Source organism: Streptomyces sp. NPDC020917, assembly GCF_044333795.1.
Lineage (GTDB): Bacteria > Actinomycetota > Actinomycetes > Streptomycetales > Streptomycetaceae > Actinacidiphila.
This window is the reverse complement of record NZ_JBIRRR010000010.1, coordinates 130,724-143,259: the sequence shown is the minus strand read 5'-3', so window position 1 is coordinate 143,259 and position 12,536 is coordinate 130,724. Positions and strand designations below refer to the sequence as shown.

Here is a 12,536-nt window from a genome sequence, read left to right as displayed (position 1 = left end):
GGATGACCGAGGACGGGACGGGTGCCGCGGGCGGCACCGTCATCGAGCTGGACGGCGTGGAGAAGGTCTTCGACGTGCGCCGCAGGGCCGGCCTGGTGCGGCGCACCCGCCACGAGGTGCGGGCGGTGGACGGGATCTCGTTCACCGTGCCGCACGGCGAGGTGGTCGGCTACATCGGGCCGAACGGCGCGGGGAAGTCCACCACGATCAAGATGCTGACCGGGATCCTCAACCCGAGCGCGGGCCGGATCCGGATCTGCGGTCTGGACCCGACGCGGGACCGGGCCCGGCTGGCGCGGCGGGTCGGGGTGGTGTTCGGGCAGCGCACCACGCTGTGGTGGGACCTGCCGCTGCGCGACTCGTACCACCTGGTGCGCCGGATGTACCGGATCGAGCCGGCCCGCTACTCCCGCAACCTGGAGGCGTGTGTCGACCTGCTCGACCTCGGGCCGCTGCTGGACGTGCCGGTGCGGCAGTTGTCGCTGGGGCAGCGGATGCGCGGCGACATCGCGGCGGCGCTGCTGCACGATCCGCAGGTGCTGTACCTGGACGAGCCGACGATCGGACTGGACGTGGTGAGCAAGACGAAGGTCCGCTCGTTCCTGAAGGAGATCAACGCCGAGCGCGGTACGACGGTGCTGCTCACCACGCACGACCTGACCGACATCGAGACGCTGTGCCGCCGGGTGATGGTGATCGACCACGGCCGGCTGGTGTACGACGGCGACCTGGCGGGGCTGCACGCGGTGGGTGGGAGCGAGCGGACCCTGGTGGTGGACTTCGCCCGGGAGCTGCCCCCGGTGGAGGTGCCGGGGGCGCGCTGCGTGAAGGTCGAGGGCCCCCGCCAGTGGCTGGCGTTCCCCGCGGAGGACAGCGCCGCGCCGCTGGTCGCCGCGGTCGCCGACCGCTACCCGCTGCTCGACCTGTCGGTCCGCGAGCCCGCGATCGAGGACGTCATCGCCCGCATGTACGGCGCCCCGACGGAAACCACCCCGGCCTGACGACCGCCCCGGGGGGCGCGGGCGCCGTGTGGCCGCCCCGCCCCTTCTTGCGGTCGGACTTCCTCCTCACTGCCTCCGCGGACGGCCTCGTCCCTCGGCCGGCCACCCCGTGAGTCGTTCACCAGCCCGCCCCTTCTTGCGGTCGGACTTCCTCCTCACTGCCTCCGCGGACGGCCTCGTCCCTCGGCCGGCCACCCCGTGAGTCGTTCGCCAGCCCGCCCCTTCTTGCGGTCGGACTTCCTCCTCACTGCCTCCGCGGACGGCCTCGTCCCTCGGCCGGCCACTGCGGCAGCTCGTTCGTCAGCCCTCCAGGGCGGCCTTCTGGAAGGCCGTCAGGTCCGCGCAGCCCTTGACCGCGAGGTCGAGGAGGGCGTCGAGTTCGGTGCGGTCGAAGGGCTGGCCCTCGGCGGTGCCCTGGACCTCGACGAAGCGGCCGTCGCCGGTGCACACCACGTTCATGTCGGTCTCGGCCCTGACGTCCTCCTCGTAGGCGAGGTCGAGCAGCGGCGTGCCGTCGACGATGCCGACGCTGACCGCGGCGACCGTGCCGGTGAGCGGCTGGGCCTTGGCGCGGATGAGGTGGTTGTCGCGCATCCAGGCGACGGCGTCGGCCAGTGCCACGTAGGCGCCGGTGATCGCCGCGGTGCGGGTGCCGCCGTCGGCCTGCAGGACGTCGCAGTCCAGCACGATGGTGTTCTCGCCGAGCGTCTTGTAGTCGATGACGGCCCGCAGGGAGCGGCCGATCAGCCGGGAGATCTCGTGGGTGCGGCCGCCGATCTTGCCGCGGACCGACTCGCGGTCGCCGCGGTCGTTGGTGGCGCGCGGCAGCATCGCGTACTCGGCGGTGACCCAGCCTTCGCCGCTGCCCTTGCGCCAGCGCGGCACGCCCTGGGTGGCGCTGGCGGTGCACAGCACGCGGGTGTCGCCGAAGGACACCAGGACGGAGCCTTCTGCGTGCTTGCTCCAGCCGCGCTCGATGGTGACGGGGCGGAGCTGGTCGGGGGTGCGGCCGTCGAATCGTGACATGTGCCCGAGCCTATCCGGGTGAGCGGCCCGGGCGGACGGCGGTGCGGCACGCCGCTGCCGCCCGGGACCGCGGCCGTCCCGCCCCGGGAACGACTCCGGCCGGCGCGCCCCGGGACGGGTCCCGGGGCGCGCCGGCCGGAGAAACGGTTCTGCGTCTGCTGCCCGAGCCGGCCGCGCCGTTACATCATGTCCTCGATGTCGGCGGCGATCGGGTCGGCGTCGGTGCCGATGACCACCTGGATCGCGTTGCCCATCTTCACGACGCCGTGGGCTCCGGCCGCCTTCAGGGCCGTCTCGTCGACCAGGCCCGGGTCCTTGACCTCGGTGCGGAGCCGGGTGATGCAGCCCTCGACCTCTTCGATGTTGTCGATTCCGCCGAGTCCGGCGACGATCTTCTCAGCCTTGGTGGCCATCTGCGTGTCTCCCTGTTCCCCTGACCCACCGGCGGGTCCGTTCTGTCACGGTAACCCACGGTTGGCCCAACTTCACGGGCGGTTGTCCGCCCGGGGGACCACCATGACGATCATGGGCGCCCTGCTCCGGACGGGTGCGGCGGCGCCCACTCCGCGCCTAGTGGTTTAGACCACTGTAACGCGGTCCGGACCGGCGGCCGCCAGGGAGGGGACAGCGATGAGCGCAGGCACTGCGGTCTCGGCGGCTCCCCGCAAGTCCTGGGGGTCGGCGTTCTTCCAGGGCCTGCAGAAGATGGGCCGCAGCCTGCAGCTGCCGATCGCGGTGCTGCCGGCGGCCGGCATCCTCAACCGGCTCGGCCAGGACGACGTCTTCGGCCCCACCGGGCTGGGCTGGGACCGCCTGGCCAAGGTCTTCGCGGGGGCCGGCGGCGCGCTGCTCGACGGCAGCCTGGGCCTGCCGCTGCTGTTCTGCGTGGGCGTGGCGATCGGCATGGCCAGGAAGTCCGACGGCTCGACGGCGCTGGCCGCGGTCGCCGGCTTCCTCGTCTACAACGGGGTGCTGCACGCCTTCCCCAAGGACTGCGCGGCCGGCAGCGTCTTCCAGGCCGGGGCCTGCGTGGCCAAGGACAACACCGCGGTGATCGCCACCTACCAGAACCCGGGGGTGTTCGGCGGCATCGTACTCGGCCTGGCCACCGCCTACCTGTGGCAGCGCTTCCACCGCACCAAGCTGCCGGACTGGCTGGGCTTCTTCAACGGCCGCCGGCTGGTGCCGATCATCATGTCCGGGGTGGCGATCGTGTTCGCCGCGGCCTGCCTGTGGGTCTGGCCGCCGATCGGCGACGGGCTGACCGCCTTCTCCAAGCAGCTGGTGGACCTGGGGTCGATCGGCTCGGGCATCTTCGGCGTGGCCAACCGGGCGCTGCTCACCATCGGGCTGCACCAGTTCCTGAACACCTTCGTGTGGTTCCAGTTCGGCGACTACACCAAGGCGGACGGCACGGTGGTGCACGGCGACATCCCGCGCTTCCTGGCCGGCGACCCGACGGCCGGGCAGTTCCAGACCGGGTTCTTCCCGATCATGATGTTCGCGCTGCCGGCCGCGGCGCTGGCCATCGCGCACACCGCCAAGCCGCACCGCCGCAAGGAGATCGGCGGCCTGATGCTGTCGGTGGCGCTGACCTCGTTCGTCACCGGGATCACCGAGCCCATCGAGTACTCTTTCCTCTTCATCGCGCCGCTGCTGTACGCGATCCACGCGTTGCTGACCGGCGTGTCCATGGCCCTGTGCTGGGCGCTGGGGATCAAGGACGGCTTCAGCTTCTCGGCCGGCCTGATCGACTACGTGATCAACTGGAACCTCGCCACCAAGCCCTGGCTGATCCTGGTCGTCGGCGCCGGCTTCGCGGCGGTGTACTACGCGCTCTTCCGGTTCGTGATCACCTTCTTCGACCTCAAGACGCCCGGGCGCGAGCCCGAGGAGCTGAGCGAGGAGATGGAGCGGGAGAACGTCAAGTAGTCCCTCTGGGCCATCCCGCCTGGTCAGAGGGGGTTGCGGGACAGGTTGCCCGAAAGCCGCAAATGTGGCGGAGGCCATACGGAATGACCCATTCCTTTATGTCGGCCTGACGTGTTAAAAAGGTCTACACCACTGAGTGGTATAGACCACGGATTGGACAGTCATCTCATGAGTACGGCCACCGCCTCGGCGGCACCCGCAGCCCCCGCCAGGAAGCGGGGCTCCGGCCTGTTCCAGGGACTGCAGAAGGTCGGACGCAGCCTCCAGCTGCCGATCGCGGTCCTGCCCGCCGCGGGCATCATGGTCCGGCTCGGCGCCGACGACGTCTTCGGCAAGGACGGGCTGGGCTGGGGCAAGGTCGCCACGGTCTTCGCCAACGCCGGCGGCGCCCTGACCGGCGCGCTGCCGATCCTGTTCTGCCTGGGCGTGGCGATCGGCTTCGCCAAGAAGTCCGACGGTTCCACCGCGCTCGCCGCGGTCGTCGGCTTCCTCGTCTACAGCAAGGTCCTGCAGGCGTTCCCGGTGCACGACGCGGTGATCAACACCACCGCCAACAACGGTGTCGACGTCGCCGCGGTCTACAACGACCCGGGCGTGCTCGGCGGCATCATCATGGGCCTGCTGTCGGCCGTGGTCTGGCAGCGGTTCCACCGCACCAAGCTCGTCGACTGGCTCGGCTTCTTCAACGGCCGCCGCCTGGTGCCGATCCTGATGGCGTTCGTCGGTCTGCTCGTCGGCGTCTTCTTCGGCCTGGTGTGGGAGCCGATCGGCAACGGCATCACGCACTTCGGCGACTGGATGACGGGGCTCGGCTCCGGCGGCGCGGCCCTCTTCGGCGGCGTCAACCGCGCCCTGATCCCGGTCGGCATGCACCAGTTCGTCAACGCGGTGGCCTGGTTCCAGATCGGCGACTACACCAACGCCGCGGGCACCGTCGTGCACGGCGACATCCCGCGCTTCCTGGCCGGCGACCACACCGCGGGCATGTTCCAGTCGGGCTTCTTCCCGATCATGATGTTCGGCCTGCCCGCCGCGGCCCTGGCCATGGCCCACACCGCGCGCCCCGAGCGCCGCAAGGCCGTGCTCGGCATGATGGTCTCGCTGGCGCTGACCTCGTTCGTGACCGGCGTGACCGAGCCGATCGAGTTCTCGTTCATGTTCATCGCGCCGATCCTGTACGTGGTCCACGTGCTGCTGACCGCCGCGTCGATGGCCGTCACCACGGGCCTGGGCGTGCACGCCGGCTTCAACTTCTCGGCCGGCTTCATCGACTACGTCCTCAACTGGAACCACGCGACCAAGCCATGGCTGATCATCCCGATCGGCCTGTGCTTCGCGGCGGTCTACTACGTCGTGTTCCGGTTCGCCATCGTGAAGTTCAACCTCAAGACGCCCGGCAGGGAGCCTGAGGAGGAGATCGAGGACCTCACCAAGTAGCGGCGGGAGGTGCGCCGCCCACCCGGCGGCGCACGACGGCGGAGCCCGGGACCGTTTCCGGTCCCGGGCTCCGCCGTGTCCTCACAGTTCGTAGACCGCGCCCGCCTTGGCCAGTTCGACCGGACCGTCGTACGCGCCCTGCGCGTCACGCAGGTTGACCGACGGGTTGGTCCACGGCGGGATGTGGGTGAGCACCAGCCGGGCCGCGCCCGCGCGGGTCGCCGCCTGCCCCGCCTCGCGGCCGTTGAGGTGGAGGTCGGGGATGTCCTCCTTGCCGTCGGTGAAGGACGCCTCGCACAGGAACAGGTCGGCGTCCTCGGCCAGGCCCTGCAGCGCCGGGCACGGCCCGGTGTCGCCGGAGTAGGCCAGCACGCTGCCGCCGTGCTCGATGCGGAAGCCGTACGCCTCCACCGGGTGGGACACCAGGTCGGTGGTGATCGAGAACGGGCCGAGCCGGAACGAGCCGGGCTCCAGGGTGCGGAAGTCGAAGACCTCGCTCATGCACTTCTCGTCCGGCACGTCTCCGTACGCTATGTTGAGCCGCCGCTCGGTGCCGTCGGGGCCGTAGACGGGGATCGCCGACGCGGGCCCGCCGTCGTGCCGGTAGTAACGGGCCACGAAGTAGCCGCACATGTCGATGCAGTGGTCGGCGTGCAGATGGCTCAGCAGGACCGCGTCCAGGTCGTACAGGCCGACGTGGCGCTGGAGTTCACCCAGCGCGCCGTTGCCCATGTCGAGCAGCATCCGGAAGCCCTCGGCCTCGACGAGGTAGCTCGAACACGCCGAATCCGCGGATGGGAACGAGCCCGAGCAGCCGACGACGGTGAGCTTCATGCCGGGTACCACCTCCGTGGGCGCGCCGCACCACCCCATTCCGGCTGGGGTGGGGGGTGGCGGGACCGTCCGCCTGTCCTGGAAGGGTAAAGGCCTCCTGTCGCCGCTGCTCCTCCACAGTGCTCTGTTGTGGGCGGAATCACCAGGACGGGCGGGCGCCTGAACGTGCGCCCGCCCTCATTGAAACCCCGCGGCCCCCGCGGCGCGATCCGGGACGCCCGGCCGTCACCCGGCCGGGCCGCGCCGGATCCGGGCTAGGCCCAGAGCTGCCCGTGCAGTGCGGCCACCGCCGCCTCGGTGGACTCGGCGGTGTAGATGCCGGTGGACAGGTACTTCCAGCCGCCGTCGGCGACGATGAACACCACGTCCGCGCGCTCGCCCGCGCGCAGCGCCTTGTTGGCCACGCCCAGCGCCGCGTGCAGCGCCGCGCCGGTCGAGACACCCGCGAAGATGCCTTCCTGGGACAGCAGTTCACGGGTCCTGCGGACCGCGTCCTCGGAGCCGACGGAGAAGCGGGTGGTGAGCACCGACTCGTCGTACAGCTCGGGCACGAAGCCCTCGTCGAGGTTGCGCAGGCCGTAGACGACGTCGTCGTAGCGCGGCTCGGCGGCCACGACGGCCACGCCCGGTGCCTTCTCCCGCAGGTAGCGGCCGACGCCCATCAGGGTGCCGGTGGTGCCCAGGCCCGCGACGAAGTGGGTGATGGTGGGCAGGTCGGCGAGGATCTCCGGGCCGGTGGTGGCGTAGTGCGCGCCCGGGTTGGCGGCGTTGCCGTACTGGTAGAGCATCACCCAGTCGGGGTGCTCGGCGGCCAGTTCCTTGGCCACCCGCACCGCGGTGTTCGAGCCGCCGGCCGCGGGCGAGGAGATGATCTCCGCGCCCCACATCGCCAGCAGCTCGCGCCGCTCGGAGGAGGTGTTCTCCGGCATCACGCACACGATCCGGTAGCCCTTGAGCCGGGCGGCCATAGCCAGCGAGATGCCGGTATTGCCGGAGGTCGGCTCCAGGATGGTGCAGCCGGGGGTGAGCACGCCGTCGGCCTCGGCCTGCTCGATCATGTGCAGGGCCGGGCGGTCCTTGACCGAGCCGGTGGGGTTGCGGTCCTCCAGCTTCGCCCACACGCTGACCTCGGCGGACGGCGACAGTCGCGGCAGGCGGACCAGCGGGGTGTTGCCGACCGCAGCCAGCGGGCTGTCGTAGCGCATCAGCGCGCTCCTCCGGCGACGGCGGGCAGGATCGTCACGCTGTCGCCGTCGCTGAGCTTGGTGGCGATGCCGTCGAGGAAGCGGACGTCCTCGTCGTTCAGGTAGACGTTGACGAAGCGGCGCAGCTCGCCGCCGTCCACCACGCGCTCGCGCAGTCCCGCGTGCCGGCTGTCGAGGTCGGTGAACAGCTCGTCGAGTGTGGTCCCGGCGCCCTCCACGGCCTTCTGGCCGTCGGTGTAGGTGCGGAGGATGGTCGGGATGCGGACCTCGATGGCCATGACTGCGCTCCTGTGAGTGCGGGAGAAGGACGTGGGAGGGGCGTGCGCGGGGTACTGCGGGCGGTGCGCTGTACGGGGGGCGGCGGTGCGGTCAGGCGCGCGGACACGCCGCGGCAGTGCGGCGGCACAGGTCGACGTGCAGCCGCGCCACGAGCAGGGAGCCCGGCGCGTTGTCGCTCACGTCCATCAGAACCATGCGGTCATCGTATCGATTCCCGCCGGGGGGCCGAGACGGCCGTCCCAGGATCCGGGACGTCATGCGGCGGAAGCCACCACTTCGACCGGTTCTTCGGTGACCTGGCCGTCCACGATGCGGAACGAGCGGAACTGCGGCCGGTCGCCGTACTCGTCCGCGGTGGACACCAGGACGTAGTGGGCGCCCGGCTCGTTCGCGTAGGAGATGTCGGTCCGCGACGGGTACGCCTCGGTCGCGGTGTGCGAGTGGTAGACGATCACCGGCTCCTCGTCGCGGTCGTCCAGGTCGCGGTAGAGCCGCAGCAGGTCGCCGGAGTCGAACTCGTAGAAGGTGGGCGAGCGTGCCGCGTTCAGCATCGGCACGAAGCGCTCGGGGCGGTCGCTGCCCGCGGGGCCCGCGACGATCCCGCACGCCTCGTCGGGGTGGTCGGCGCGGGCGTGCGCGACGATCTTGTCGTACAGGTCCTGGGTGATGGTCAGCATGCGGGCAACGTAACAAAGCCCCCGCCGCCCGCCCTCACAGGGCGGGCGCGTCCGCCGCGGCCCCTGCCGCCTCGTCCGGGTCGGCCGGCACCGCGCCGGGGTCGGCGGGCGCCAGGTGCGGCCTGCGCACGAAGGCCGAGGGGTTGCGGCGGCGCAGCACCGCGTAGCCCGCGGCCAGCGCCGCCGCCCACACCGGGGCGCCGTAGAGCGAGATCCGGGCCTCGGAGTCGGCGCCGATCAGCACCACGACCAGGGCGAGGAAGGCCAGGGTGCACCAGCTGGCGGCCGCTCCCCCGGGTGCGGTGAACCACGCGGGGGCGGCCCGCCCGGCGCGGACCGCCGCCCGGTAGCGGATGTGCGCGGCCAGGATCACCCCCCACGTCCACACGCCGGCGACCGTGGCGAAGGCGGTGATGTAGGTGAACGCCCCTGCCGGGTCGATGTAGTTGAGCCACACCCCGATGCCCATCACGGCGACCGAGACGAGGATGCCGGCCGCCGGGGTGCGGCGTGCGGTCAGCCGGCTGAAGACGGCCGGGCCCTGCCCGTTGACGGCCAGGTCGCGCAGCATCCGGCCGGTGGAGTACATGCCGGAGTTGCAGGAGGACAGGGCCGCGGAGAGCACCACGAAGTTGACGATGCCGGCGCCGAGCGGGATGCCGACGTGGGCGAACGCGGCGACGAACGGGCTGACGCCCGGCCGGAATTCGGTCCACGGCACGATGCACAGGATGACGGCGAGCGCGCCGACGTAGAACAGCGCGATCCGCCACGGCAGCGTGTTGATGGCGCGCGGCAGGGTCTTGCGGGGGTTCTCCGCCTCTCCGGCGGTGACGCCGACGAGTTCGACGGCGACGTAGGCGAACATCACGATCTGCAGGGTGAGCAGCGAGCGGCCGACGCCGTTGGGGAAGAAGCCGCCGTCGTGCCACAGGTGGCCGACCGACGCGGTGGCGCCGGCGGCGCCCAGGCCCAGGGTGAGCACGCCCAGGCCGATGAGGATCATCCCCAGGATCGCGGTGACCTTGATCATCGACAGCCAGAACTCGACCTCGCCGAACAGCCGCACCGAGATCAGGTTGGCGGCGAAGAGCACCACCAGGAAGACCAGGGCGGCGCTCCACTGCGGCACCTGCGGCCACCAGTAGGCGATGTAGGTGGCCGCCGCCGTGACCTCGGCCATACCGGTGACCACCCACATCAGCCAGTACGTCCAGCCGGTGGCGAAGCCGGTGAAGGGCCCGAGGAACTCCCGCGCGTAGTCGGCGAAGGAGCCGGACACCGGGCGGTAGGTGAGCAGCTCGCCGAGCGCCCGCATGATGGCGAACACGGCGACGCCGGCGATCGCGTACATCAGCAGCAGGCTGGGGCCGGCCTGGTGGATGGCGCGGCCGGCGCCGAGGAACAGGCCGGTGCCGATGGCCCCGCCGATGGCGATCATCTGGATCTGCCGGCTGCCCAGCCCCCGTGCGTACCCCTCGTCGTCCGTCATGGCCGATGGGTACCCGCCGGGGCGGCCGGCCGCCGCTCCGGCGGCCGAACGACACCGGAAAGGCTCAGCCCAGCAGCGTCTCGACGAGCGACTCCTGCAGACCGCCGAGCCACAGGTAGGCCATCACCAGCGGCTTGCGCGGGTCGCTGTCGGCCAGGCGGTACAGCTCGTCGCTGTCCTCCTCGGTGACCTCCAGCCGGGTGCCGAGGGTCAGCCGCAGGTCGTTGAGGCCGCCCAGCCACTGCCGGGCCTCCTCGGCGGTGAGCTCCAGGACCGGGCCGCCGCGGTCGAGCACCCGGATCATCGCCAGGGCGTCCTCGCGCTTGCGGGCCCGCAGGTCGTTCTCGGTGTAGCGGCGGAACTCCGAGGCGTCTGCGGTCTCTTCGTAGGCGTCGGGGAACAGCCGGGCGAGCGCCGGGTCCTCCGGCGGCTTCGTCGGGCCCTCGGCGAACAGCTGGGCCAGCGGGTCCTCCTCGGCGCCGGCCGGCTGGTCGCCGGGGCCGATGAGTTCCAGCAGCTGGACGGCCAGGCTGCGCAGGATGGAGATCTCCACGTCGTCGAGCGCGATGGCGGCTCCACCGCCGGAGGCCGGCCCGAAGTAACCGGCGCGGGCGCGTCGGCGGCTCATCAGCGGTCCTGCGACATGGTCGCCCAGAGGCCGTAGCCGTGCATCGCCTGCACGTCGCGCTCCATCTCCTCGCGCGTGCCGCTGGAGACCACGGCCCGGCCCTTGTAGTGGACGTCCTTCATCAGCTTGGTGGCCTTGCCCTTCGAGTAGCCGAAGTACGTCTGGAAGACGTACGTCACGTAGCTCATCAGGTTGACGGGGTCGTTGTGTACGAGCGTCACCCACGGAACGTCCGGCTCGGGTACCTGGAAGGGCGCTTCGCTCGACTCGGTGCGTTCGATCTCGACTGGCGCAACACTCACGTAACCCATGCTGCCGCTCATGTGGGCCGTGACACAAATGGCCTTGCTGGCGGCAGGGGTGCCCCGAGAAATCGTCAGACTGACGAGATGTGGGGTAGCATCGTCGCCATGAGCACAGCAGACCTGGCTTTGCCGGTGGACGTGCCGTCCACCGCCCTGTTCACCGACCGGTACGAGCTGACCATGCTGCAGGCCGCCCTGCGCAGCGGCGCCGCGCACCGCCGCTCGGTCTTCGAGGCCTTCACCCGCCGGCTGCCCGAGGGGCGCCGCTACGGAGTCGTGGCCGGTACCGGCCGGGTGCTGGACGCGATCGAGAACTTCCGCTTCGACGGTCCCGTGCTGGACTTCCTGCAGCGCGAGCAGGTCGTCGACGAGGCCACCCTGGAGTGGCTGTCCGGATACCGCTTCACCGGCGACGTGTGGGGCTACCCGGAGGGCGAGGTGTACTTCCCCGGATCCCCGATCCTGCGGGTGGAGGGCACCTTCGCCGAGGCGGTGGTGCTGGAGACGGTCGTGCTGTCGATCCTCAATCACGACTCGGCGATCGCGGCGGCCGCGTCCCGGATGGCGGTGGCGGCCGGCGGCCGCCCGCTGATGGAGATGGGCGCCCGCCGCACCCACGAGCTGGCCGCGGTGGCCGCCTCCCGGGCCGCCTACGTCGGCGGCTTCCGGTCCTCCTCGAACCTGGCGGCCGGCTTCCGCTACGGGCTGCCCACCATCGGCACCAGCGCGCACGCCTTCACGCTGCTGCACGACACCGAGAAGGGCGCGTTCACCGCCCAGGTGGAGGCCCTGGGCCGGGACACCACGCTGCTGGTCGACACCTACGACGTGGCCGCCGCGGTGCGCACCGCCGTGGAGGTGGCGGGGCCGGAGCTGGGCGCGGTCCGCATCGACTCCGGCGACCTGCTGCTGCTCGCCCACCGGGTTCGGCAGCAGCTGGACGACCTGGGCGCGAAGAACACCAGGATCGTGGTCACCTCCGACCTCGACGAGTACGCGATCGCCTCGCTCGCGGCGGCGCCGGTCGACGCCTACGGGGTGGGCACCTCGCTGGTCACCGGCAGCGGCCACCCGACGTGCTCGATGGTCTACAAGCTGGTGGCCAGGGGCGTCTCGGACGCGCCGGACGCGCCGCTGGTCCCCGTGGCGAAGAAGTCGCTGGGCGGCAAGACCAGCATCGGCGGCCGCAAGTGGGCCGCGCGCCGGCTGGACGAGGACGGCGTCGCCGAGGCCGAGGTGATCGGCAGCGGCCCGGTGCCGGACGACCTCGCCGGGCGGCAGCTGCTGGTCCCCCTCGTCAAGGGCGGCGAGATCGTCGGCCGCGAGCCCCTCGACGCGGCCCGCACCCGCCACATCGAGTCCCGCGCCGGCCTCCCCCTCTCCGCCACCCAGCTCTCCCGCGGCGAACCCGTCCTCCCCACCGAATACCTCACCCTTTAGAAGGACCCGCGGGCGCGGCCGCCCCAACGGACCGGGGCGCCCCTCAGGGGCGCGGGGAACTGCGCGACAAGCCCCCACCGGCGGGTGGCCCGGAGCGGACCGCACCCCCCCTCCGGGGCGGAGACAAGCCCCCCACCGGCGGGTGGCCCGGAGCCGGACGGCACCCACCGCCGCGGGACGGTGAATCGCCCGGCAACCCGCACAAGGGCAGAGCTTCCCCCCGGCCGCCACCGCGCCCTACGCTCCGAAGGAGTGGGTCCCGGCGGTCACGCGACCGCCG

The 12,536-nt window shown here is 71.6% G+C and carries 13 protein-coding genes; 4 read left to right on the top strand and 9 right to left on the bottom strand.

Features of this window, described 5'->3' with window-relative positions:
• Positions 1 to 2 precede the first annotated feature (2 nt).
• Entirely contained in the window at positions 3 to 1,001 is a 999-nt protein-coding gene (locus ACH4TG_RS22485) for an ATP-binding cassette domain-containing protein (protein WP_398244200.1), read from the top strand.
• 300 nt (positions 1,002 to 1,301) lie between these two features.
• Here the strand turns inward: ACH4TG_RS22485 and rph are convergent, their stop codons facing one another.
• Positions 1,302 to 2,027, bottom strand: a complete 726-nt coding sequence (rph, locus tag ACH4TG_RS22480; protein WP_398244199.1) for a ribonuclease PH — start codon at positions 2,025 to 2,027, stop codon at positions 1,302 to 1,304.
• A 179-nt stretch (positions 2,028 to 2,206) separates the two neighbouring features.
• Complete coding sequence (locus ACH4TG_RS22475; protein ID WP_398244197.1) at positions 2,207 to 2,440, bottom strand: glucose PTS transporter subunit EIIB; 234 nt, start codon at positions 2,438 to 2,440, stop codon at positions 2,207 to 2,209.
• Positions 2,441 to 2,657: 217 nt separating this feature from the next.
• Here ACH4TG_RS22475 and ACH4TG_RS22470 point away from each other — a divergent pair, with 217 nt between their 5' ends.
• Positions 2,658 to 3,959, top strand: coding sequence for a PTS transporter subunit EIIC (locus tag ACH4TG_RS22470; RefSeq protein ID WP_398244196.1), 1,302 nt, complete (start codon positions 2,658 to 2,660; stop codon positions 3,957 to 3,959).
• 168 nt (positions 3,960 to 4,127) lie between these two features.
• The gene (locus ACH4TG_RS22465) at positions 4,128 to 5,396 is read left to right on the top strand and encodes a PTS transporter subunit EIIC (RefSeq protein WP_398244195.1); all 1,269 of its coding nucleotides are present in this window, start codon (positions 4,128 to 4,130) and stop codon (positions 5,394 to 5,396) included.
• Positions 5,397 to 5,477: 81 nt separating this feature from the next.
• On the opposite strand, the gene ACH4TG_RS22460 is transcribed toward ACH4TG_RS22465, so the two are convergent.
• From ACH4TG_RS22460 to clpS, 7 genes are all read right to left on the bottom strand, one after another.
• Positions 5,478 to 6,230 carry an MBL fold metallo-hydrolase gene (locus ACH4TG_RS22460; RefSeq protein WP_398244193.1) on the bottom strand — a complete coding sequence of 251 codons (753 nt, stop codon included), beginning with the start codon at positions 6,228 to 6,230 and terminating at the stop codon, positions 5,478 to 5,480.
• Positions 6,231 to 6,484: 254 nt separating this feature from the next.
• The gene (locus ACH4TG_RS22455; protein WP_398244192.1) at positions 6,485 to 7,435 is read right to left on the bottom strand and encodes a PLP-dependent cysteine synthase family protein; all 951 of its coding nucleotides are present in this window, start codon (positions 7,433 to 7,435) and stop codon (positions 6,485 to 6,487) included.
• Entirely contained in the window at positions 7,435 to 7,713 is a 279-nt protein-coding gene (locus tag ACH4TG_RS22450) for a MoaD/ThiS family protein (protein ID WP_398244191.1), read from the bottom strand. The genes ACH4TG_RS22455 and ACH4TG_RS22450 overlap by 1 nt, the downstream gene beginning before the upstream one ends.
• A 255-nt stretch (positions 7,714 to 7,968) precedes the next feature.
• Positions 7,969 to 8,391 (bottom strand): Mov34/MPN/PAD-1 family protein, encoded by a 423-nt coding sequence (locus ACH4TG_RS22445; RefSeq protein WP_398244190.1) that lies wholly within the window; start codon positions 8,389 to 8,391, stop codon positions 7,969 to 7,971.
• Positions 8,392 to 8,425: 34 nt separating this feature from the next.
• Complete coding sequence (locus ACH4TG_RS22440; protein ID WP_398244189.1) at positions 8,426 to 9,883, bottom strand: amino acid permease; 1,458 nt, start codon at positions 9,881 to 9,883, stop codon at positions 8,426 to 8,428.
• 64 nt (positions 9,884 to 9,947) lie between these two features.
• On the bottom strand, positions 9,948 to 10,511 hold the full coding sequence (locus ACH4TG_RS22435) for a DUF2017 domain-containing protein (protein ID WP_398244188.1): 564 nt from the start codon (positions 10,509 to 10,511) through the stop codon (positions 9,948 to 9,950).
• A complete protein-coding gene (clpS, locus tag ACH4TG_RS22430) occupies positions 10,511 to 10,822 on the bottom strand; it encodes an ATP-dependent Clp protease adapter ClpS (protein ID WP_398244332.1) in 312 nt (103 codons plus the stop codon). The genes ACH4TG_RS22435 and clpS overlap by 1 nt, the downstream gene beginning before the upstream one ends.
• Positions 10,823 to 10,921: 99 nt before the next feature.
• On the opposite strand from clpS, the gene ACH4TG_RS22425 reads away from it, so the two are divergent.
• Complete coding sequence (locus tag ACH4TG_RS22425; protein ID WP_398244187.1) at positions 10,922 to 12,256, top strand: nicotinate phosphoribosyltransferase; 1,335 nt, start codon at positions 10,922 to 10,924, stop codon at positions 12,254 to 12,256.
• Positions 12,257 to 12,536: the final 280 nt, after the last annotated feature.